Source organism: Aliiroseovarius sp. S253, assembly GCF_049800855.1.
In the GTDB taxonomy this organism is placed as follows: domain Bacteria; phylum Pseudomonadota; class Alphaproteobacteria; order Rhodobacterales; family Rhodobacteraceae; genus Aliiroseovarius.
Genome location: NZ_JBNAFW010000001.1, coordinates 1247131 through 1268674, shown reverse-complemented (window position 1 = coordinate 1268674; position 21544 = coordinate 1247131). Strand labels below are relative to the sequence as shown.

Annotated in this window: 27 protein-coding genes and 1 pseudogene; 18 read left to right on the top strand and 10 right to left on the bottom strand. The window is 56.4% G+C overall.

Going from position 1 to position 21544, the window contains the following annotated elements:
• Window positions 1–3: 3 nt before the first annotated feature.
• Together aroB and ACP15F_RS06310 are read right to left on the bottom strand one after the other, a co-directional pair.
• Window positions 4–1113 carry a 3-dehydroquinate synthase gene (gene aroB, locus ACP15F_RS06315; protein ID WP_424939970.1) on the bottom strand — a complete coding sequence of 370 codons (1110 nt, stop codon included), beginning with the start codon at window positions 1111–1113 and terminating at the stop codon, window positions 4–6.
• Window positions 1110–1727, bottom strand: coding sequence for a shikimate kinase (locus tag ACP15F_RS06310; RefSeq protein ID WP_424939969.1), 618 nt, complete (start codon window positions 1725–1727; stop codon window positions 1110–1112). Before ACP15F_RS06310 ends, aroB begins: the two co-directional genes overlap by 4 nt.
• A 50-nt stretch (window positions 1728–1777) precedes the next feature.
• Here ACP15F_RS06310 and ACP15F_RS06305 point away from each other — a divergent pair, with 50 nt between their 5' ends.
• Genes ACP15F_RS06305 through ACP15F_RS06290 form a run of 4 tightly spaced genes read left to right on the top strand, consistent with a single transcriptional unit; the run spans window position 1778 to window position 4792 of the window.
• On the top strand, window positions 1778–1915 hold the full coding sequence (locus ACP15F_RS06305) for a hypothetical protein (protein WP_166636227.1): 138 nt from the start codon (window positions 1778–1780) through the stop codon (window positions 1913–1915).
• Window positions 1905–3491: a hypothetical protein gene (locus ACP15F_RS06300; RefSeq protein WP_424939968.1), complete on the top strand. Its 1587-nt coding sequence runs from the start codon at window positions 1905–1907 to the stop codon at window positions 3489–3491. The genes ACP15F_RS06305 and ACP15F_RS06300 overlap by 11 nt, the downstream gene beginning before the upstream one ends.
• Window positions 3488–4426, top strand: coding sequence for a site-specific tyrosine recombinase XerD (locus ACP15F_RS06295; RefSeq protein WP_424939967.1), 939 nt, complete (start codon window positions 3488–3490; stop codon window positions 4424–4426). The genes ACP15F_RS06300 and ACP15F_RS06295 overlap by 4 nt, the downstream gene beginning before the upstream one ends.
• A 3-nt stretch (window positions 4427–4429) precedes the next feature.
• On the top strand, window positions 4430–4792 hold the full coding sequence (locus ACP15F_RS06290) for a DUF1304 domain-containing protein (RefSeq protein ID WP_424939966.1): 363 nt from the start codon (window positions 4430–4432) through the stop codon (window positions 4790–4792).
• On the opposite strand, the gene ACP15F_RS06285 is transcribed toward ACP15F_RS06290, so the two are convergent.
• On the bottom strand, window positions 4793–5242 hold the full coding sequence (locus ACP15F_RS06285) for a type II toxin-antitoxin system RatA family toxin (RefSeq protein ID WP_424939965.1): 450 nt from the start codon (window positions 5240–5242) through the stop codon (window positions 4793–4795).
• A 69-nt stretch (window positions 5243–5311) separates the two neighbouring features.
• Between ACP15F_RS06285 and hpt the strand changes: the two genes are divergently transcribed.
• Window positions 5312–5869, top strand: coding sequence for a hypoxanthine phosphoribosyltransferase (hpt, locus tag ACP15F_RS06280; RefSeq protein ID WP_424939964.1), 558 nt, complete (start codon window positions 5312–5314; stop codon window positions 5867–5869).
• Window positions 5870–5872: 3 nt separating this feature from the next.
• Window positions 5873–6049 carry a hypothetical protein gene (locus ACP15F_RS06275; RefSeq protein WP_424939963.1) on the top strand — a complete coding sequence of 59 codons (177 nt, stop codon included), beginning with the start codon at window positions 5873–5875 and terminating at the stop codon, window positions 6047–6049.
• A gap of 5 nt (window positions 6050–6054) precedes the next feature.
• Here the strand turns inward: ACP15F_RS06275 and lipA are convergent, their stop codons facing one another.
• The gene (gene lipA / locus ACP15F_RS06270; protein WP_424939962.1) at window positions 6055–7005 is read right to left on the bottom strand and encodes a lipoyl synthase; all 951 of its coding nucleotides are present in this window, start codon (window positions 7003–7005) and stop codon (window positions 6055–6057) included.
• A 232-nt stretch (window positions 7006–7237) separates the two neighbouring features.
• Here lipA and ACP15F_RS06265 point away from each other — a divergent pair, with 232 nt between their 5' ends.
• Window positions 7238–7783, top strand: a complete 546-nt coding sequence (locus ACP15F_RS06265) for a peroxiredoxin (RefSeq protein ID WP_424939961.1) — start codon at window positions 7238–7240, stop codon at window positions 7781–7783.
• Window positions 7784–7978: 195 nt separating this feature from the next.
• On the opposite strand, the gene ACP15F_RS06260 is transcribed toward ACP15F_RS06265, so the two are convergent.
• Window positions 7979–8377, bottom strand: a complete 399-nt coding sequence (locus tag ACP15F_RS06260) for a hypothetical protein (RefSeq protein ID WP_424939960.1) — start codon at window positions 8375–8377, stop codon at window positions 7979–7981.
• A 138-nt stretch (window positions 8378–8515) separates the two neighbouring features.
• On the opposite strand from ACP15F_RS06260, the pseudogene ACP15F_RS06255 reads away from it, so the two are divergent.
• Window positions 8516–8671, top strand: a pseudogene (locus ACP15F_RS06255) (peroxiredoxin); the annotation flags it as partial.
• Window positions 8672–8719: 48 nt separating this feature from the next.
• On the opposite strand, the gene ACP15F_RS06250 reads toward ACP15F_RS06255, so the two are convergent.
• Genes ACP15F_RS06250 through ACP15F_RS06235 form a run of 4 tightly spaced genes read right to left on the bottom strand, consistent with a single transcriptional unit; the run spans window position 8720 to window position 11345 of the window.
• The gene (locus tag ACP15F_RS06250; protein WP_424939959.1) at window positions 8720–9250 is read right to left on the bottom strand and encodes a DNA topology modulation protein FlaR; all 531 of its coding nucleotides are present in this window, start codon (window positions 9248–9250) and stop codon (window positions 8720–8722) included.
• A gap of 1 nt (window position 9251) precedes the next feature.
• Window positions 9252–9785: a gamma carbonic anhydrase family protein gene (locus tag ACP15F_RS06245; protein WP_424939958.1), complete on the bottom strand. Its 534-nt coding sequence runs from the start codon at window positions 9783–9785 to the stop codon at window positions 9252–9254.
• A complete protein-coding gene (gmk, locus tag ACP15F_RS06240) occupies window positions 9782–10447 on the bottom strand; it encodes a guanylate kinase (RefSeq protein WP_424939957.1) in 666 nt (221 codons plus the stop codon). Before gmk ends, ACP15F_RS06245 begins: the two co-directional genes overlap by 4 nt.
• A gap of 4 nt (window positions 10448–10451) precedes the next feature.
• Window positions 10452–11345, bottom strand: coding sequence for a YicC/YloC family endoribonuclease (locus tag ACP15F_RS06235; protein WP_424939956.1), 894 nt, complete (start codon window positions 11343–11345; stop codon window positions 10452–10454).
• A 161-nt stretch (window positions 11346–11506) separates the two neighbouring features.
• On the opposite strand from ACP15F_RS06235, the gene ACP15F_RS06230 reads away from it, so the two are divergent.
• Window positions 11507–12319, top strand: coding sequence for a PAS domain-containing protein (locus ACP15F_RS06230; protein ID WP_424939955.1), 813 nt, complete (start codon window positions 11507–11509; stop codon window positions 12317–12319).
• A gap of 100 nt (window positions 12320–12419) precedes the next feature.
• On the opposite strand, the gene ACP15F_RS06225 is transcribed toward ACP15F_RS06230, so the two are convergent.
• Complete coding sequence (locus tag ACP15F_RS06225; RefSeq protein WP_424939954.1) at window positions 12420–13793, bottom strand: class II 3-deoxy-7-phosphoheptulonate synthase; 1374 nt, start codon at window positions 13791–13793, stop codon at window positions 12420–12422.
• A gap of 236 nt (window positions 13794–14029) precedes the next feature.
• Between ACP15F_RS06225 and ACP15F_RS06220 the strand changes: the two genes are divergently transcribed.
• The 9 genes from ACP15F_RS06220 (at window position 14030) to ACP15F_RS06180 (ending at window position 21542) form a co-directional block, all read left to right on the top strand.
• Window positions 14030–15016, top strand: coding sequence for a GlxA family transcriptional regulator (locus ACP15F_RS06220; protein ID WP_424939953.1), 987 nt, complete (start codon window positions 14030–14032; stop codon window positions 15014–15016).
• Window positions 15013–15543, top strand: coding sequence for a GNAT family N-acetyltransferase (locus ACP15F_RS06215; RefSeq protein WP_424939952.1), 531 nt, complete (start codon window positions 15013–15015; stop codon window positions 15541–15543). The genes ACP15F_RS06220 and ACP15F_RS06215 overlap by 4 nt, the downstream gene beginning before the upstream one ends.
• 82 nt (window positions 15544–15625) lie before the next feature.
• Window positions 15626–16816, top strand: a complete 1191-nt coding sequence (locus ACP15F_RS06210; protein ID WP_424939951.1) for an ABC transporter substrate-binding protein — start codon at window positions 15626–15628, stop codon at window positions 16814–16816.
• Between the two features lie 89 nt (window positions 16817–16905).
• Complete coding sequence (locus ACP15F_RS06205; RefSeq protein ID WP_424939950.1) at window positions 16906–17685, top strand: ABC transporter ATP-binding protein; 780 nt, start codon at window positions 16906–16908, stop codon at window positions 17683–17685.
• On the top strand, window positions 17685–18398 hold the full coding sequence (locus ACP15F_RS06200; RefSeq protein ID WP_424939949.1) for an ABC transporter ATP-binding protein: 714 nt from the start codon (window positions 17685–17687) through the stop codon (window positions 18396–18398). The genes ACP15F_RS06205 and ACP15F_RS06200 overlap by 1 nt, the downstream gene beginning before the upstream one ends.
• A 3-nt stretch (window positions 18399–18401) precedes the next feature.
• Window positions 18402–18827 carry a hypothetical protein gene (locus ACP15F_RS06195; RefSeq protein ID WP_424939948.1) on the top strand — a complete coding sequence of 142 codons (426 nt, stop codon included), beginning with the start codon at window positions 18402–18404 and terminating at the stop codon, window positions 18825–18827.
• Window positions 18824–19180, top strand: a complete 357-nt coding sequence (locus ACP15F_RS06190; protein ID WP_424939947.1) for a hypothetical protein — start codon at window positions 18824–18826, stop codon at window positions 19178–19180. Before ACP15F_RS06195 ends, ACP15F_RS06190 begins: the two co-directional genes overlap by 4 nt.
• Window positions 19180–20190 (top strand): branched-chain amino acid ABC transporter permease, encoded by a 1011-nt coding sequence (locus tag ACP15F_RS06185; protein ID WP_424939946.1) that lies wholly within the window; start codon window positions 19180–19182, stop codon window positions 20188–20190. The genes ACP15F_RS06190 and ACP15F_RS06185 overlap by 1 nt, the downstream gene beginning before the upstream one ends.
• Window positions 20187–21542 carry a branched-chain amino acid ABC transporter permease gene (locus ACP15F_RS06180; RefSeq protein ID WP_424939945.1) on the top strand — a complete coding sequence of 452 codons (1356 nt, stop codon included), beginning with the start codon at window positions 20187–20189 and terminating at the stop codon, window positions 21540–21542. The genes ACP15F_RS06185 and ACP15F_RS06180 overlap by 4 nt, the downstream gene beginning before the upstream one ends.
• Window positions 21543–21544: the final 2 nt, after the last annotated feature.

Genomic DNA, 21544 nt, shown 5'->3' with positions numbered 1-21544 from the left:
GACTTACCCTTCCGCCAGAGCTTCGTTCAGTACGTCTTTGACCACGCCCATATCCACATCATCCGCCACGAAAGCGTCACCAATCGAGCGCGCGAGAATGAAGCGCAGTTTACCCTGCACAACCTTCTTGTCCTGCGCCATAAGATCAATCAGCCCATCCGCATCGGGCAGATCACCCGGAATGTCGCGGATGTCTTTCTTCATGCCCATCGCTGCCAGGTGCTCGCGGAAACGCGAGGGGCTTTCCTGACTGAGCAGCCCCAACCGCGTCGACGTTTCAAACGCCAATGCACAGCCAATGGCAACACCTTCGCCATGCAACAGGCGATCAGAATAGCCGGTCGCGGCTTCCAACGCATGACAGAACGTGTGGCCAAGGTTCAAAAGAGCGCGGTCGCCCTGCTCAGTCTCGTCACGCACCACAATGTCAGCCTTCATCTGGACAGACCAGCGGACGGCCTCTTCGCGAAGCGCCAGATCACCCGCAGCCAGCGCAGGGCCGTTTACCTCAAGCCAATCAAAGAAGGACGCGTCGCCGAGTCCCCCATACTTCACGACCTCTCCGTATCCGGCTAGAAAATCGCGTGGCTTCAGAGTGCCCAGCACGTCGATATCGGCCAGAACCAAAGATGGTTGATGGAATGCGCCGATCAGGTTCTTGCCTTGCGGCGCGTTGATCCCGGTTTTGCCCCCGACCGAGCTGTCCACCTGAGCAAGCAGTGACGTCGGCAGTTGCACAAACCGTACACCGCGACGCAGGATCGCAGCGGCAAAGCCAACCAAATCACCAATCACACCGCCGCCAAAGGCCAATACGACGTCTTTGCGCTCGACTTTTTGTTCCAGCAGCCATTCGACAGTTTGCATTAGGAAAGGCCAGCTTTTCGTAGACTCGCCGGGTGGCAGGATTAGCGCTTCAGACGCGATACCTTCCGATGAAAGCCCTGCTTTTAGAGCCTCAAGATGCAACCCTGCGACGGTTTCTTCCGTCACGATCCAAACCTTCGGCCTCGGCAGCAACGGGGCGATTTCCGCTCCAGCGCGTGCAATCAACCCCGGCGCGATGCGCACGTCATAGGCGCGATCCCCCAAGGGGACGTGAACGGTGGTCATTCGGGGGTCTCCTCGAGCACATCAGGGCGGGTTTTCAAAACCTCGATCACCGCGTCGGTCATCTGCGCAATGGTATAGTCAGGATGCGCGTCGACAGCCAGTTCGGCCAGCTCATAGACCGGCACGCGCGTGTTGTAGATTTCGGTCAGCGTCTTTTTGGGATCCGTTGTACGCAACAAAGGACGCGTGTCCTTGTGTTTGACCCGGTTCCACAAAAGCTCCAGATTGGCGCGCAACAAGAGAGACACACCACGCTCGCCGATCATTGTACGATTACGTTCTGCCATGAAGGCGCCGCCACCCGTCGATAGGATCGCGCGGGGACCGTCCAACAGACGTCCAATCACTTCCGTCTCGCGGTCACGAAAGAACGCTTCGCCATCACGTTCGAAAATCTCAGAGATGGTCATGTTTGCGGCGCGCACGATCTCTTCATCGCTGTCCAGAAACGGAACATCCAGCCGGGTGGCCAATGCCTGCCCGACAGCGGTTTTCCCCGCCCCCATCATGCCCACCATGACGATGGATTTTTTCACCTTGAATGCCAAAGCGGCGCCCACTTGCCCAAAACCAGATTTCTTTCCTGAATGGCGTGATCTTGGGGAAAATACCATATATAAAATCAGAAAACGAAGACCGAGGCAGAAAAAATAGGTGACTCTCCATGCTGATCCGCTTGATCAAGCTTTTGTTCTTTCTTGCAATTCTGGGCGTGATTGGGCTGTCGGGATATGCCTATTTGGGCGATATGTCGCCCCCCAGCGCGCCGCAAAGCACCACTGTGACGTTGAATGGCGGTTAACGGGTTCCACAAAGCCGCGTCCTTAGGCGCGGTTTTTGCCCTGTCCGTAGGAACGGCGCAGGCACAGACCGCGCAAGGCACCGCCCCCATGTCGGCCATTGGATGGCTGTCGGACAGCGTGGCCCTGCCAGCTCCATCTATCGACAGCGCTGTCCTGCCCCCCGACCCCAACGAACCCGAGACCGCGACCGGAGCGTCTGTCGCTCAGGTCACGATGAGCCTTATTGAAACGCCGGTTCTGGATGCTGTGGGACTTTTGTCCAGCTCGACAACCGGCTTTGCCCTTGATTTGTGGGGACAGTCACGTCCCGACGATCTAGCCCGCAGAATTTCCGGAATGCCGCTTTATCTTTACCCGGCAATGCAAGATCTGCTGAACACGCTTTTGCTTACCGAGTTAAATCCACCCAAAGGCGCGCGCACCGGGGATGATCGGCTGTTCATGGCACGCGTAGACCGCCTGCTGGCGATTGGAGCGCTGGATCAGGCTGAGGCGCTTTTGAGCCGGGCGGGGAACACAAACCCGCGCGTGTTTCGCCGCGGGTTTGACACCGCACTTTTGCTAGGATCCGAAGATCGCTTTTGTAACGTCTTGAAAAACTCGCCTGACCTAAGCCCAACCTTTCCAGCACGCGTGTTCTGTCTTGCCCGCTCGGGTGAGTGGGAGGCCGCGGTGCTGACGCTGGAGACCGGGTTGGCACTGGGCTATATCAGCGACTTCGAGGACGCGCTTCTAGCGCGTTTTCTGGATCCGGAACTGTTCGAAGGCGAGCCACCGTTGCAACGCCCGTCTGACCTGACGCCCCTGACATATCGAATGTTCGAAGCAATTGGCGAACACATCCCAACCGGAAATCTGCCCTTAGCCTTCGCACAGGCCGATCTACGGGCCAATGTTGGCTGGAAAGCCCGCGCCGAAGCGGGCGAGCGGCTTGCGCGTGTGGGGTCTGCAACACCAAACCAGCTGCTTGGACTTTACACTGAACGTCGACCAGCGGCCTCGGGTGGGATTTGGGATCGGATGCAAACCGTGCGCCGATTGGAACAAAGCCTTAACAGTGGGAACGAAGCGGCCCTATCTGCGTCGCTGATGACTTTGTGGCCCCAGATTGAAGATGCAGCGCTTGAGGTGCCATTTGCGAACTTGTTTGGCGAGCGGCTGATGTCAAAAATCCCCCAAGACCCAAGCGCGCGCAATGTGGCGCTTTCGCTTGGTCTTCTGTCATCCAGCAGCGAAGCGTTTGCAGCCGCGTGGCCTGCGCAATATAACAGCAAAGAACGCCTTCTGACGGCAATTGCATTGGGAAATACTGACGACGCAACGGCCTATAACGCGACTTCGCGTGCCGTAGTCGATGGCCTGAATGCAAGCGAAGTTCCCGTACGTTTAAAGTCCCTAATGGATAGTGATCGTGTGGGTGAAGCCATACTGCGTGCCATCGCGCTTTATGAAAGCGGGACCCACGGAAATCTGGACGAAATCGCGGACGCCTTGGCCTTTTTCCGACAGATCGGACTGGAACGTGTCGCCCGGCAAGCGGCACTTGAGGTTCTGATCCTCGAGAGGCGCGGATGACCCCTGATCATGCGCGCTGGATTTCGTCTTTTCTAGATGCACAGGCCGCCGAACTAGGGGCATCAGACAACACCCGGTTGGCGTATGGGCGCGATCTGAAGGCGTTCTCAGAGTATATTGAGCGCAAGAAACTGACATTCGATGATCTGGACCGAGCAGACATAGAAGCCTATCTGGTGGACTGCGACGTGCAAGGACTGGCCCCGTCGACACGGGCGCGCAGGTTATCGTCGATCAAACAGCTTTACCGGTTCTCGTATGAAGAAGGCTGGCGCAAAGATAACCCAGCCCTCAAAATCCGCGGTCCGGGGCAGATGAAATCTCTGCCTAAAACCCTGTCAGAAGATCAGGTAGAAGCGCTTTTGGGCGCCGCGCGCGAGGTTGGACGCACGGATGCAGATCGATTGCGCAATACCTGTTTGATGGAGCTTCTCTATGCCACGGGCATGCGGGTCAGTGAACTTGTATCCCTGCCCGTCTCGGCCGCGCGAGGCGACCCGCAGCTGTTGTTGATCCGAGGAAAGGGCGACAAGGACCGACTGGTGCCTTTGTCGACCGAAGCACGCTCTGCTCTCTACGATTGGCTGCAGCACCGCGACGCTGCAGAAGATACCGCGCGGATCGAAAAGGGCATCAAGCCTTCGGCCTTCCTGTTTCCTTCATCTAGTGCATCTGGCCATCTAACACGACATCGGTTTTATGCCATAATCAAAGACATTGCGGTGGTCGCCGGAGTTGCTCCGAATGATGTCACTCCACACCGGCTGCGCCATGCCTTTGCGACGCATCTATTGGCCCATGGCGCGGATTTGCGATCCATCCAAGCGCTGTTGGGACACGCCGATCTGGCGACGACCGAGATCTACACGCATGTGTTGGAAGAACGCCTTCGCGAGCTGGTCTTCACCCACCACCCTCTTGCGGAAAAGGAATAGAACATGAGTGTGCTTACGACCGTACTGATCCTGCTGATCGCAGCGCTTCACCTCTACATCCTCTGGTTCGAGATGTTCGCCTGGGAAAGCCGAGGTCCCAAAGTGTTCCGAAGTTTTCCGCGCGATCTGTTTGCCCCGACAAAAGCGATGGCTGCCAATCAGGGGCTGTACAACGGCTTTCTGGCAGCAGGCTTGATCTGGTCGCGCCTGATCTCCGATCCGGTATGGGCGCATAATGTCGCGCTGTTTTTCCTGCTGTGTGTTGCCGTTGCAGGCATCTTCGGTGCCGCAACCGCGTCAAAGAAGATTTTTCAGGTTCAAGCCCTGCCCGCCCTGATCGCAATCGCGCTGCTTCTGATTAGCTGATCAGTTGCCGTAAAGAACGGCTGCGCGCTTCTCGAACGCGGCCACGATCCGGTGCATCGCCTCGTTAAACACAAGGCCGATGACTTTCTGCAGCATCGGGCTTTTGAACTCAAAATCTACGAAGAATTCGACTTCGCAGCCTTGTGGGTGGTCACTGAAGATCCAGTAGGATTTCAAATACTTGAACGGACCGTCTAGATATTCTGTGTCGATCCGATGCCCTGCCTGATCCAAAGTTACGCGGCTTGTAAAGCGCTCACGGAAGACTTTGAAACTGATCACAAGATCAGCCTCCATCAGCTGCCGCCCATCGTCCAAGGGCGTCACCCGACGCACCCGTGCGGCCGAATTCCACGGAAGAAACTCAGGATAACGACCAACGTCTGCCACCAGATCGTACATCTGGACGGCCGTATACGGCATCACGCGTTTTTCGCCATGAGTGGGCATGGTAGGCTTTTTCCTTCTCAGTCAGACGCACATGTCTTAGGAATGCAGACGAGAATCAAGGGGGAAGCCATGGTTCAGCGACCATATGTCATTGATACGCTCATTTCTGCCAAGCAAATCGCCGCGCGGGTGGAAGAGCTGTCAAAAGAAATTCACGACGAATTTGACGGTACCGACAAACTGGTTGTTGTCGGGTTACTTAGGGGTTCGTTCGTCTTTATCGCAGATGTCGTGCGCGAGCTCGATCTTCCTGTCGAAGTCGATTTTCTGGAAGCATCGTCTTATGGAAATTCGACGGAAAGCAGCCGGGAAGTCCGTATTCTCAAGGACTTACGCGGTGAGATTGCGGGACGCGATGTTCTGGTCGTCGAAGACATCGTGGACACCGGTTTTACCCTGAAACATGTGATCAACATGTTGCACGCCAAAGGCCCACGCAAGCTGCGCACGATCGCCTTGTTGGACAAACCGTCAAGGCGCGAAGTTGATGTGAAAGCCGACTGGACCGGGTTCGAGATCCCGGATGAGTTCGTTGTGGGCTATGGCATCGACTATGCGCAGCGCAACCGCAACCTGCCCCATATCGGCAAGGTACGGTTTCTTGACACCCAAGACAGCGAGAGCTGATCCATGAACCTGCGGTGGCTGATGCGCATGTCACAATGGGCGCGCAATCCGCCCTCGGCCAAACGCGTGGTATTTGGCCTGATCGTGATTGCCATCTGTCTGGCGCTGTTCGCGTATGAGTACTTCATAGGCGCGCCCGAATGGATGCAGATCGAGCGCGTCAGAAGGCCGAAACTTTAACCTTATCAGGCTTTTGCAAGGCTTTCCTCACGCGCCTTACGCAGTTGCGCGAAGTCATCGCCGGCGTGATAGGAAGACCGCGTCAGAGGCGTGGCCGAGACCATCAAAAAGCCTTTGCCATAGGCAGCCGTTTCGTAATCCTTGAACTCATCAGGATGCACAAACCGTTCCACCGCATGGTGTTTCGGCGTGGGCTGTAGGTACTGCCCGATGGTCAGGAAATCGATGTCTGCCGCGCGCATGTCGTCCATGATCTGCATGACGGACTGACGATCCTCGCCCAATCCGACCATGATGCCGGATTTTGTGAACATGGATGGATCCAGCTCTTTCACGCGCTGGAGCAGGCGAAGCGAATGGAAATACCGCGCACCGGGGCGGACCTCTGGGTACAAGCCAGGAACCGTCTCGAGGTTGTGGTTGAACACGTCAGGACGCGCCTCAACGACGGTCTCCAGCACGCTGTCTTCGCATTTCAGGAAGTCAGGCGTCAGGATCTCGATTGTCGTGTCAGGTGACTGGTGACGAACGGCACGGATCGTCTGGGCGAAATGCTCTGCCCCGCCATCTTTTAGGTCGTCACGGTCCACAGAAGTGATCACAACGTGGTTCAGGCCAAGCTTCTTGACCGCATGCGCCACGCGGCCCGGTTCGAACGCGTCCAGATCATCCGGCTTGCCGGTGGCCACGTTGCAGAAGGTGCAGCCGCGGGTACAGATCTCGCCCATGATCATCATGGTGGCGTGGCCTTGGCTCCAGCATTCGCCAGCGTTGGGGCAGCCTGCCTCTTCGCAGACGGTGACCAGATTGTTCTCGCGCATGATCTTATGCGTCTCGGCATAGCCCTTACCGCCGGGTGCTTTCACACGAATCCAGCTGGGTTTCTTAGGCTGAGCGTTATCCTTGCGATGCGCCTTTTCAGGGTGGCGGCTTTCAGGGATTTTCAGATCACGCATGGCTTTCCTCCGGGCCAAGTGGTTCTGACCTATATAAGCGCCCCATGCCCCCAAGTCACCTTGAAACCCTGCTTTTCTGATATGCAGTCCGCGCATAGCCGAAAGCAGGGAGCGACCAAATTGACGCGCTGCAGAAAAACCCCGTTGAGTGGCATTTGGAATCGTTCTAATCCTTTCCTCAACACGCGCAGCGATTCCCGGCCACGCGGTTCGACAACAAAGGATTTTCCCAATGAAAGCAGGCGTTAACGTCCCCAACATCACCTTCCGCACCCGCGTCCGTGATGACAGCATCGAAGGCCCCAACCCGTTCCGCTGGCAGGACATGACCTCGGACGATTACTTCAAAGGAAAGCGCGTTGTTCTGTTCTCGCTGCCCGGCGCGTTCACCCCGACCTGCTCGACCTATCAGCTGCCCGGGTACGAAAACGGAGCCGCCGACTTTGCCGCTGAAGGCATCGACGAGATCTACTGCATGTCCGTGAATGACAGCTTCGTCATGAACGCATGGGCCCGCAACCAAGAACTGGAAAACGTCAAAGTCATCCCCGATGGCTCGGGCGAGTTCACCCGCCTGATGGGCATGCTGGTTCAAAAAGACAACCTGGGCTTCGGTGCTCGCTCGTGGCGCTATGCCGCTGTCATCAACGACGGTGTTGTAGAAGCTTGGTTCGAAGAGCCCGGCCGCTGCGACAACCACGGCGAAGACCCTTACGGCGAAAGCGCACCGGAAACCGTTCTGGCTTGGCTGAAAGAGGCCAAAGAAGCTGTCGCTTAAATCAAAATCCAGACTGCATTGTGGGCCGCTGTTTGCAGCGGCCCAATTCTATTTGAGATGCCCGTCTAAAGTCTTCTAGATCATTGTCATCCACACTGTGGGCACAGGAAAAAACGGGCCCAGATCACTCCAAGCCCGTCAATCGTAACGTATTCAGAAGGCAGACGGCGCATAGGCCGTCGCGGAATGGTCGAGTTATTTTCTACCTTTTCCGTTGCCGCCACCGCGGTTGTTCTCTGCTTTTTCCCTGCCAGCGGCGGCAATTTCCTTAGCCTGTTGCTGGTTTTCGTAGGCGCGCTTCATCCCCGCCGAAGAATTTTTCCTGCCTTGCTCGCTGGATTTGTTTTGGATCTCGTCAGCCGTCACACCCTCGACGCAGTCTGAATCGCTTTCACATTTATCGGTGTTATATTTGGTAAAAGCGGCCTTTCCGATCTTATCTCCAAAATACCCTTGAAATTCCTCAAGCGACAGGACGTCATCGCCATTGCTATCAATATCGCTGAACTCGGCTGCGGACACAGCCGATGTGCTGGTTGCAAAAGCAATACCGGCAATCAGAAGAAGCGTTTTGGTTTTGCCCGAAGGGATCATGAGATAACTCCTCGTTTACACTGGAAGCCTCCTTCAGATGAGAAAAAGGAGGCGTTAATAGGTTCAATAATACTCCTTACGAGACAAAACAGGCAGAAATAAGAACTAGATGCTATTTGGGCGGCAATCTGCCCGGGCTCGTGGCGCTATGCCGCCGTCATCAACGATGGTGTTATCGAAGCATGGTTCGAAGAGCCCGGTCGCTGCGACAACCACGGCGAAGACCCTTACGGCGAAAGCGCGCCCGAGACCGTTCTGGCGTGGCTGAAAGAGGCCAAAGAATCTATCGCGTAACCGACCCACGATAGAATGACGAAGGGCCGCCCGATTGGGTGGCCCTTTTTAATTGGAACCACCAACCCGGTTCATAACTCTTTCGAGATCACTGGCATACCTACACACTATGATTTTCTCGGATGGAAAGCCGCCTAGCTCCGCCGCAATCTTCTTATGAAATGCATTAGATCGCCTCAGACTTTGAACTGCAAAGCGATACTGTTGAATTGGCCAATCGATGTTTCCGTCCGGCAGTTCTGGGCGGGTTTGGCCGAGATACTTCCATGGTCTGATCAATAGCCGCATAGCACGTCGCCAGAATGGCGGATCAAGCCAGACAACCAAATCTGCCCGATCAAGGGCTTTCTCCAACAGGGACGGCCCACCTTCGAGAATCCAGCAATCTTCGGTCACAGTAGCCTCAAGAGCGCCATAGATATCGACTTTGGATTTTTGCTTCCAGTTTTCCGTTAACTTGATCGCATCAAATGAAACAAGCCGAGCTGCTGGCATCAAGTTTGACAAGCAGCGGGCAAGATATGTTTTTCCACTTCCATTGGCTCCGGTGACAACGATGCGCTTCACCGGATAACCCATGTCAGCAGAAACCCTCGTCTACGGGTTTCAACCCCGTCAAAAACCGCGCCGCGTTCTGCTGATAATGCACCGCAGACGCCTCGATCCCCTTGATCGCCGCCGCGTCCAGCTCGCGCACCACTTTGCCCGGCGCACCCAGAACCATCGATCCGTCGGGGATCACCTTGCCCTCGGTCACCAAGGCCCCTGCCCCTATCAGGCAGTTTTTGCCGATCACCGCGCCGTTCATCACAGTCGCGTTCATGCCGATCAGCGTGTTGTCCCCAATGGTGCAGCCATGCAGCAGCACCTTGTGTCCCACGGTTACATTCGCCCCGATGGTCAGCGGAAAGCCAAGATCGGTGTGAAAGACGCTATTTTCCTGCACATTCGTGCCCGCGCCGATGGTGATCTGTTCGTTGTCTCCGCGAATGGTCGCCCCAAACCAGACCGAGGCTTTGGCCCCGATCTTCACCCGTCCGATGACATTGGCGTCGGCGGCGACAAACACATCCTCGGCAATCTCGGGCGCAATCCCGTCCAGTTCATAGATCATGCGTCTCCCTCCTCGAATTCAGCTTGCAGCTTGCGCACATGATCCAGAAGGCTCGGCTGCTGATTGCGGCGCTGGCGGGTGGCCTCGACGATGGTGATCAGCCTTTGCGCCGTCGCCTCCAGATCATCGTTCACCAGCACATAGTCATAGCTGCCCCAGTGGCTGATCTCGTCCCAGCTTTTCTGCATTCGCTTCTGGATCACCTCGTCGCTGTCCTGTCCGCGACCGACCAGACGGGCGCGCAGTTCGGTGATCGAGGGCGGCAGGATGAAGATCGACAACGAATGCGACGCCATGGATGAATTGCGGATCTGAACCTCGCCCTGCCAGTCCACGTCAAACAGCACGTCCTTACCGCTTTCAATCGCGCGGCGCACCGGTTCGGCCGGCGATCCATAGAAGTTGCCGAAGACGTGGGCATGTTCCAGCATCTCGCCTTTGATCACCATGTCTTTGAATTTGTGTTCTTCGACGAAATGGTAGTCCTTGCCGTCCACTTCGCCCTCGCGCGGCGCGCGGGTCGTGGCCGAGACCGAGAAGCTGAGCGTCGGGTCCCATTCCATCAGCCGCTTCGCCAGCGTCGATTTCCCTGCGCCCGAAGGCGAAGACAGGATGATAAGAAGACCGCGACGATTTTCTTGGGTGTTTTCTGCGGCGCTCATGGGGTCACTCCACGTTCTGAACTTGTTCGCGCATCTGATCAATCACATGCTTCAGGTCAAGCCCTACACGGGTCAGTTCGTTAAATTGTGCTTTGGAACACAAGGTGTTGGCCTCGCGGTTGAACTCTTGCATCAGGAAGTCGAGCTTACGGCCCGCGGGGTCCCCGGCGCTCAGATGGGATCGGGCGACCGCGACATGGGCACGCAAACGATCCAATTCCTCGCGCACATCGGTTTTGACGGCGATCAGGGCGAGCTCTTGCGACACCCGGTCAGGATCAGCCCCTTCTGTCGCATCCATAATGCGGGCCAAAGCCGTGCGTAGCCCCTCCGCTTGCGCTTGGCTGCGATCATCCAGCAGCGCCTCTGCTTGCCCGACAAGGGTTTCCACCTGATCCACCTGCCCTGACATCACACCGGACAAAGCCTGCCCTTCTTCCAGCCGAGAGGCGATGAACGCATCGATCAGCGCGGGGATCTGCTCTTTCAACGCTTCAATCAACGGGGCGCGACTGTCGGCATCTGCGGCACGCATTTCGATGACGCCACGCAACTGTGCGATATCTGCGGCTGAAACCGGCGCAACTGCCAATCCCCGCATTTCGGCTTCGGACGCAATCGACAATAGGTGAGAAACCGCCTGCCCCAGCCTTTCAGGGTTCACCGCGTACTGTCCGTCGTCATCTGGATGCGAGACTCGAAGTGTCACCGAAACGTTCCCGCGCGCGATCTTTTTCTTCAATGCGTTGCGGAGAGTTTCCTCGACGCCGTCCAGACCATCAGGCAGTCGAAGGCGGATATCCAGCCCCCGCGCATTGACCGATCGCATATCCCAAATCCAGGTAAATCCGTTCAGTTCGCCAGTGGCACTGGCGTATCCTGTCATCGAGTAAATCATGAGTGGTTAACCATTTGATAAGATTTTACGCCAAATTCGAACAGAATTATGACATATTAAGAGATCAGAAAGCATAAGCTACCTATTCGTTAACAAACGGTCACCGAATGAACAAGGATCAGACAGATCCAATCCGGGGCCAGATTGTCGGGAACAAATTGATGAGAATCGAGTATTTGCGTGACGGGAATGTTGTCTCTCTGCTGTCAGCCCGACAGACCAAATCTTATCCCTCCATCGCACAAGTCGAAGCTTATTGGGAGGGCCTGCGTAATGGTCGCATATGCCCAACCCGGAAAGATGTTGATCCACGCGGCATCGCTGGTGCGCTGCATGAGGCATTCATCCTTGAAAAGATTGCACCGGGACTGGCCCGGTTCCGACTGGCTGGCCAGCACCTGAATGACATTCTGGGCATGGAAGTTCGGGGCATGCCGATCTCGGCCTTTTTCCTGCCGGACGCACGCAAAGAGCTTCACCGTGCGATTGAGGCGTTATTCGATACGCCGTCGCAGGTTACGATGTCTTTGATCACGGAACCCAGCACGTTCCGCAAACAACACGAAGCGCAATTGGTGATGTTACCGTTGCGAGATAGCACGGGCCAAATCACACGTGTTCTAGGCGCATTGCAGGTCGACGGAACACTGAAGCGCGCACCGAACAGGTTCTCGATCCAGTCTGTCGAGATTACGCCCATTGTCGTAGACAATGATGTGGCGCAGACGCTGGTCGCGTATCAGGACGGTCAAGATGAACCGAAACGAACTCCGCGCCCGCTTGATACCCGCATTGGGACCGGCTCTGTTGGGCGTAAAGGCCATGTCTATCGAGACAAGAACCCTAATGGCACTGACCTGTTCCGAGAGTTTGCGGAAGCGCAACGCCATTTTGAAATGCCCGGAAAGCCCCCTTTTCATGACAGCGGAGCAAAAGCCAAATCGGCGCATTTGAAGCTGGTGACGTCGGACTAACTTATCGTGTCCCCCAAGCAGTTAGGACGTTCTGCTTGGCAGACAAAAAAACGCCCCGGTAGTTTTCCGGGGCGTTTTCAATTTGTATCTCTGATCTGGTTCAGCTTGCCTTGGCGGCCAGTGCATCCCCATTCCGGCGCGCCGACAGCTCCTCTGCAACCAAGAAGGCCAGTTCCAGCGATTGGCTGGCATTCAGGCGCGGGTCACAAGCGGTGTGATAGCGGTCCGACAGATCCTCGTCGGTCACGGCACGAACGCCGCCGGTGCATTCGGTCACGTCCGAACCGGTCATCTCGAAATGGACACCGCCAGGAACCGAGCCTTCTGCCTTATGGACGGCGAAGAACTCTTGCACTTCTCTCAGCACGCTATCGAACGGGCGAGTTTTATAGCCCGAGGCCGACTTGATGGTGTTGCCGTGCATCGGGTCACAGGACCAAACCACATTGGCGCCTTCTTCCTGCACGGTCTTGATCAGACGCGGCAGATGTTCGGCGACGTTGCCAGCACCAAAGCGTGCGATCAGGGTCAAACGGCCTGCTTCGTTCTCGGGGTTCAGCTTCTCAAGCAGAACCTTCAGATCCTCGGCCGTGGTGGTCGGACCACATTTCAAACCAATCGGATTGATCACGCCACGCAGGAATTCAACATGCGCCCCGTCGGGCTGACGAGTACGGTCACCGATCCACAGCATATGGCCGGAGCCGGCCACAGTTTTGCCAGTGGTGGCGTCCAGACGGGTCAACGCTTCTTCGTACTCCAGCAACAGGCTTTCATGCGAGGTGTAGAAATCCACCGTCTGCAATGTGTGCATACGGTCGGCGGTTACACCAGCCGATTGCATGAAATCGAGGCTGTCCTGAATGCGTTCAGCCATCGCGCGGTACTTCTCGGCCTCGCCCGACGCGGTGAAGTCCAGCGTCCATTTGTGCACCTGATGCACATCGGCCAGACCACCTGTCGAAAATGCGCGCAGAAGGTTCAGTGTAGCTGCCGATTGCGTATAGGCTTGCAACATTTTCTGCGGATCTGGGATCCGGGCGCCCGATGTGAAATCCAGTTCGTTGATGATGTCACCACGGTAGCTGGGCAGCTCGACGCCATCCACAGTCTCGGTCGGGGCCGAGCGCGGCTTAGCGAATTGACCAGCCATACGGCCGACCTTGATCACAGGCACTTTGGCGCCAAAGGTCAGCACCATCGCCATCTGCAGCATCACCTTGAAGGTGTCACGAATGCCATCTGCCGAGAAATCAGCAAAGCTTTCAGCGCAATCGCCACCCTGCAACAGGAAGGCTTCACCACGCGACGCGCGACCCAGTTCTTCGCGTAGGCGCATAGCCTCGCCCGCAAAAACCAACGGCGGATACTTTGCAAGCTGCGCCTCGACCTCGGCCAGTGCGGCCGGATTTGTATAGTCTGGCATCTGTACCCGTGGCTTGTTGCGCCAGGTCGACTTGTCCCACTCCGTCATGGTTTTCTCCGTAAACTATCAGTCTTTGCCCCCTAGATAGGCGACGCCCCTTCTATCCTGTCCGGCGCTAACGTGCAAACAATGTTGTGAAACAGAAAAATGACGGAAAATTTCCATCGTTTGTCGCATAAGTGTAGGTGCGCTATGTTTGGTGAAAAAGCGACTTGCTGCGGGCGACTAAACCTGCTGAATTCATCGCTACCTTTATTGAACCCGTGAAGAAAAGGGTGAGTCGGATGACCAAACTGTCAGAGATGAATGAACAGGCCCCGCGCCGGTTTGTTTTCGTTCTGGTTGACGGGTTTACCCTTCTAAGCTTCGCAGGCGCTGTTGATGCGTTGCGGATTGCAAACCGTGCCAGCGGAAAGAAGCTTTATGATTGGGTGATCCTGTCTGAAGACGGTGGTGAGGTTGCGTCATCTGCCGGTCCAAGCTTTCTGGCTGATCGCCCGCTGGAAGAACTGCGCCGTGATGACACCTTGGTTCTGGTGTCAGGTGTTGATGTGCAAAGCAAATGCAGCACCAAACTTCTGAACTGGTTACGGCGCGAGACCCGGCGTGGTGTGCGTATCGCAGGCTTGTGTACGGCGGCTCATATTCTGGCCAAAGCCGGACTTTTGAACGACAAGCGCGCAACCATTCACTGGGAAAACCACGACAGTTTTTCCGAGGAATTCGATGAGGTCGAGCTGACCAAGCGCGTTTTTGTCGTGGATGGTAAGATCATGACCGCTGCTGGTGGTACTGCCGCGATTGACCTGATCTTGAAGATCATCGCCGAAGATCAGGGCGAGGACGTCGCCAATGTTGTAGCAGATCAGCAGATCTATACGACGATCCGCACCGAAAGCGACAGCCAGCGCCTGTCCGTTCCAACCCGCATTGGTGTACGGCATCCAAAGCTCAGCGATGTGATCCGCAAGATGGAAACCAACATCGAAGAGCCGATCTCGCCATCGGTTCTGGCCAGCGAAGTGGGTATGTCCACCCGTCAACTTGAGCGCCTCTTCCGCCGATATCTGAACCGATCCCCAAAACGGTACTATATGGAATTGCGCCTGCAGAAAGCGCGAAACCTTCTGATGCAGACCGATATGAGCGTGATCAACGTGGCTTTGTCTTGCGGCTTTTCCAGCCCCTCGCATTTCTCGAAATGCTACCGGTCGCATTATGACACCACGCCTTACCGTGAGCGCGGCAGCCGAGGGGCTAAACCTGCGTGATTTTGCGCACCGAACGCCTTGTTCTGCGACCTCCACAGCCTGAAGACCTGTCGGCGCTGCATCACATATTCTCAAACACCGAGGCAATGCAGTACTGGAGCCATCCGGCACATGAGACGCTCGAAACGACTCAGAAAACCTTGGATGGGATGCTTTGGTCTTATGGTGAAACTGGATTGGAGTTCACACTCGAACGCGACGGCGCAGTGATCGGAAAGGCCGGCCTGTGGCGTCTGGCCGAGCTGGGATACATCCTTCATCCAGATCATTGGGGACATGGGTTGGCCCGTGAGGCCTTGGGGGCGATTGTTCATGCAACGTGGCTCCGCCATCCGCATGTGGCCGAGATCACAGCCGATATTGATCCCAGAAACACGGCTTCGGCCCGGCTGTTGGCGCATTTGGGTTTCAAGCTGACGCATTCCGCGCGCGCGACCATCCAGATCAATGGAGAATGGTGCGACAGCGACTATTACACCTTGTTGCGACCGGATCCTGACGGCCCGAAACCCTCGGCGGTTTTTTGAGCAAATCCTCTGCTTCGGCCTTTTCTTTTCCGATATCCGCGCCTAGGGTCGAGACCGGAATTTTCCAATTGGGAGAACAAATATGAAAAAACTCTTGCTGGCCACTGCGGCCACCGCACTGACCTGTGGCGCGGCATTCGCCGACGACCACGCAGTCAAAATCGGCGTTCTGCTGGGCTTCACCGGCCCGCTGGAAAGCCTTGCTCCGCCGATCGCCGGTGGTGCTGAAGCCGCCATTGCTGAAATCAGCGCAAGCGGCAAGTTCATGGGTGGAAAAGAAGTCATGGCAATCCGTGGCGATTCGACCTGTGTAGACTCGGCTGCTGCAACCGCAGCTGCAGAACGTCTGGTTACCGGTGACGGCGTTGCCGGTATCGTTGGTGCGATGTGCTCGGGCGCAACTGGTGCCGTTCTGACAGGTGTGTCGATGCCGAACGGTATCGCACAGGTATCGCCTTCGGCGACCTCGCCTGCCCTGTCGACACTGGAAGACAACGGCCTGTTCTTCCGTCTGGCCCCCTCGGACGCCCGCCAGGGCGAGCTGATGGCTGACATCATCATGGGCAAAGGCATCAAGTCTGTTGCTGTGACCTATACCAACAACGACTATGGTAAAGGTCTGGCTGACAGCTTCGCCGCGGCTTTCGAAGCTGCTGGCGGTTCGGTCACCATCAATGCAGCTCACGAAGACGGCAAAGCCGACTACTCGGCTGAAGTCGGCGCGCTGGCATCGGCTGGTGGCGACGCACTGGTCGTGGCTGGTTACGCAGACCAAGGTGGTGCAGGCGTAATCCAGGGTGCTCTGGACAGCGGCGCATTTGAAACCTTCGTTCTGCCCGACGGCATGGTAACCGACGCTCTGACCGACAAATTCGGCGCAGATCTGGACGGCAGCTTCGGCCAGCACCCTGCATCGCAGAACGACGGCGCGATGAAGCTGGAAGAGACGCTGACGGCGGCTGGCATCGACGGCAAGTCGGTCTACGCCAAAGAAGCTTACGACTCGGCTGCTATTCTGCTTCTGGGCATGCACAAAGCAGGCTCCACCGATGGTGCAGCTGTTTCGGCTGCCATCACCGAAGTGGCAAACGCTCCCGGCGAACCGATTGGACCGGGTGAACTGGCCAAAGCGCTGGAAATCCTGTCGAACGGCGGTGACATCGACTATGTCGGCGGATCGGACGTTGAACTGGTTGGACCCGGCGAAAGCGGCGGCAGCTATCGTGAAGTCGTCATCGAAGGCGGCGCATTCACCGAAGTTGGCTTCCACTAAACCGACCTGAAAATCAACGAAACAGCCCGGAGTTTTCCGGGCTGTTTCCGTAAGTTACGCCATATACTTAAAGTGGCAGGAGAATTCACATGATCGTCATCGAGGATGTCCACAAGCATTTTGGCGGCTTTCGCGCCGTCGATGGGGCAACCCTGACCATCCAGGATCAGTCCATTACCGGCCTGATTGGCCCCAACGGCGCCGGCAAAACAACGCTGTTCAACGTCATCGCGGGCGTGTTGAAGCCGACCTCGGGTCGGATCACCATGGCAGGCGAAGACATCACCGGCCTGCCCCCACACGAGCTGTTCCACAAAGGCCTTCTGCGCACTTTCCAGATCGCGCATGAGTTCGGATCGATGACCTGCCGCGAGAACCTGATGATGGTGCCCGGCGGCCAATCCGGCGAACGCCTGTGGGATACGTGGTTCGGCCGCAAACGCATTGCCGATGAAGAACGCGCGCTGAAAGCCAAGGCAGATGAAGTGCTGGAGTTCCTGACGATCTCGCACATCGCAAACCTGCGCGCAGGTGAGATTTCAGGCGGACAGAAGAAGCTTCTTGAGCTGGGCCGCACCATGATGGTCGACGCCAAGATCGTCTTTCTGGATGAAGTGGGCGCAGGCGTAAACCGCACGCTGCTTTATACCATCGCCGATGCGATCAAGCGTCTGAATGAAGAGCGCGGATACACCTTCGTCGTCATCGAACACGACATGGATTTCATCGAGAAAATCTGTGATCCGGTGATCTGTATGGCCGAAGGTAAAGTGCTGGCAGAAGGCACTCTGGCCGAGATCAAAGCCAACGAACAGGTAATCGAAGCCTATCTGGGCACCGGTTTGAAGAATAAGAAAGAGGACGCGTAATGAGCGAACCCTTCCTCATCGGAGACAGCATGACCGGCGGCTATGGCAAGGGCCCGGACATTCTGCATGACTGCACCATCGCTGTCGATAAAGGCGAGATCGCCGTGATCGTCGGCCCGAATGGCGCAGGCAAATCCACTGGCATGAAGGCCGTGTTTGGTATGCTGAACGTGCGATCAGGCGCGGTGCGGTTGGATGGCGAAGACATCACCAAGCTGTCGCCTCAGGCCCGGGTACGCAAGGGCATGGGCTTTGTGCCGCAGACCCACAACATCTTCACCTCGATGACTGTGGAAGAGAACCTGGAAATGGGCGGCTTCATCCGCACCGACGACATCCACGAAACGATCGAGCAGGTCTATGAGCTGTTCCCGATCCTGCGTGAAAAGCGCAACCAACCCGCCGGAGAGCTGTCTGGTGGGCAGCGTCAACAGGTGGCCGTGGGCCGCGCGCTGATGACCAAACCGACGGTTTTGATGCTGGACGAGCCCACTGCAGGCGTCAGCCCCATCGTGATGGACGAGCTTTTCGACCGGATTATCGAAGTCGCCCGTACGGGCATCTCGATCCTGATGGTCGAACAAAACGCACGCCAAGCGCTTGAGATTGCTGACAAAGGCTATGTCCTTGTGCAGGGTCGCAATGCGCATACCGGTTCGGGTAAAGAGCTTCTCGCCGACCCCGAAGTCCGCCAGTCGTTCTTGGGGGGGTGAGGGATGCGCAGCGCGGCTTACATTCGACCACAATGTACTCTTCTTGGGCTGGCGGCATTCGTTGCACTTGCCTCACCGATCAAGGCAGAAACTGTTCCAACAGAACCCGAAATGGTATTTGAAATCATTTGTGATTTCGACAAGTTTATTACCGACGACACTGCAATACCTAAAGAAAGGAATAATGTTCGGGTGTTTGCCTCAACCTCGACGCCTGAATTGATTGAGAGAAACTCTACTTCCACTTTTGAGATTCACAGTAGTGACGGCACGAGACATTTCATCAATCCATCCATCGGAGGGCCTTCTAGCGGGAGTTTCACGACCATCTACAAAGATGGGACTGGGATCAGGGTGAACCAATCTGAGTTTCAAGATGGGTTTCATGTCGTCGTCGAGATAGGAAAATGTGAGGTGAAAGAGCAATGATCTTTCTGAACGCTTCTCCCAAATTCGCCTTTGTCCTCGCATTGGTCCTTAGCCCCCTTCCCGCCTATGCGCAGGATTGCAGCTTCACAACCGAGTGTTACGAGGCCGAGGCCTGTCAGGACACGTCGTTTTCTGTGATAGCCGATTTGACAGGCGAACGCCTGATCACCGATTTCGGCGATCTAACCATCGTTGCCGCCAAACAGGCAGGCAACCTGACCACGCTCTTCGCCACAGGCGACGGCGCTGAATATCTTTTGTCCCGAAATGGTGACACTGCCCGCTTCACGGCTCATGCTAATGAAGGCCCGGCGGCAATCACTTATTTGGGCACCTGTAAGGGAGAGTTCTGATGGACTTTCTGAACGCGCTTGTCGCGCTTTCTAATTTTGTTCTGATCCCAGCGATGGCCTATGGCAGCCAGTTGGCGCTTGGCGCGTTGGGGGTCACGCTGATCTATGGGATCCTTCGGTTCTCGAACTTCGCGCACGGCGACACAATGGCCTTCGGGGCGATGGTGACGATCCTGTTTACGTGGTGGTTCCAGTCAATGGGTCTGTCTATTCACCCGCTGCCGACCGCGCTTTTGGCCCTGCCCTTTGGCATTGTCGTCACGGCGATGTTGTTGATTCTGACAGACCGTACCGTCTATCGTTTTTATCGCCGTGTAAAAGCGAAACCAATTGTGTTCGTCATGGCCTCGATGGGGGTGATGTTCATCATGAACGGTGTCGTCCGTTTCATCATTGGACCGGGGGATCAGCGCTTTGCCGATGGAGAACGCTTCATCATCAAGGCCCGCGACTTTAAGAATGCCACCGGCCTGAGCGAAGGACTGGCTTTCAAAACGTCACAGGGCATCACCATCGTAACCGCGATCATCGTGGTTGCTGTGTTGTTCTGGTTCCTCAACCGGACCCGCACAGGTAAATCCATGCGCGCGTTTTCAGACAACGAGGATCTGGCGCTTCTGTCTGGTATCAACCCTGAACGCGTTGTGATGATCACATGGATCATCGTCGCTGCGCTGATCACCATCGCAGGCACGCTGTACGGACTGGACAAGACCTTCAAACCTTTCACCTATTTCCAGCTTTTGCTGCCCATCTTCGCTGCCGCTATCGTCGGCGGTCTGGGCAACCCGCTGGGGGCCATCGCAGGCGGCTTCGTCATTGCATTCTCTGAAGTCACAATTACCTACGCCTGGAAGAAAGTTGCAGTCTATTTGCTGCCTGAAAGTCTTGAGCCAACGGGCCTCGTGCAGCTGATGTCCACCGACTATAAATTCGCAGTCAGTTTCGTGATCCTGATCGTCGTGCTGCTGTTCAAACCCACGGGTCTTTTCAAGGGGCAATCGGTATGAGCCAGTCCATTCGTACTCCGCTTCTGTTTGGCGCCGTTGCGCTGTTGTTCATCCTTCAGGGATCGACCGATTGGTGGATCTTTGCAGGCAGCTGGAACGCGTCTCTGACCATTCTAAATATGGCACTGATTTCGGCGATCATGGCTTTGGGCGTAAACCTGCAATGGGGATACGCGGGTCTATTTAACGTCGGTATCATGGGCTTCGTCGCTCTTGGCGGCTTGGCCACTGTGCTCGTGTCCATGCCGACCACTCCCGGTGCATGGAGCTCGGGCGGCGTTGGCATCGTCTTTGGCCTGCTGGTGGGTGCTGCCACAGTCGTCGCAGCTGTTCTAATTCAAACCCGCATGGCAGCAGGGCGCAATCGCACCTTAGCCGTCGTCGGCACGCTGATTGCCGGTTTCTTCCTGTATCGCTTTATCTTTGATGCGGGTGTCGCTGGAGTCGAGGCGATCAACCCTGCACAAACTGGCTATCTAGGCGGTCTAAACCCCGGTGGCCCAGAAAACTATAAGGCGCATGGATACATGACGCTTTTGGCGTGGCCGATCGGTGGTCTTCTGGCTGCTGGGGCGGCTTGGCTCGTGGGTAAAACCGCGCTCGGGCTGCGTTCAGATTACCTTGCGATTGCCACTCTTGGGATTTCCGAGATCGTCATCGCTGTCATCAAGAACGAAGACTGGATGGCGCGTGGCGTGAAGAACGTAATCGGCCTGCCCCGCCCGGTCCCGTACGAGGTCGACCTGCAACAAAGCGCTGACTTTGTAGCCCGCGCCGACAGTCTGGGATTGGATGTCACCACCGCGTCGACGCTTGCAGTGAAACTGTCTTACTCGGCTCTGTTTACTGTCGTGCTTGTCGTCCTGATCATCTTGGCACAGCTTTCGCTGAATTCGCCTTGGGGCCGCATGATGCGCGCGATCCGGGATAACGAAGTCGCGGCGCAGGCGATGGGCAAAGACGTCACAAAGCGTCACTTGCAGATCTTCGTGCTCGGGTCGGCGCTGTGCGGTCTGGCAGGCGCGATGATGACCACACTGGACGGCCAGCTTGTGCCCGGCACCTATCAGCCCCTGCGCTTCACCTTCCTGATCTGGGTAATGGTGATTGTCGGCGGGTCGGGGAACAATCTGGGCTCGGTTCTGGGCGCCTTCCTGATCTGGTTCCTGTGGATCCAGGTGGAGCCCATCGGGCACTGGCTGATGTCGGTTGTGACCTCGGGGCTAGAAGATGGATCGGCCTTGAAAACGCACCTGATCGACTCGGCCGCACATATGCGCCTCTTCTCGATGGGGATTGTGCTTCTCTTGGTCCTCAGGTTCAGCCCGCGCGGTCTGATCCCGGAAAAATAAAC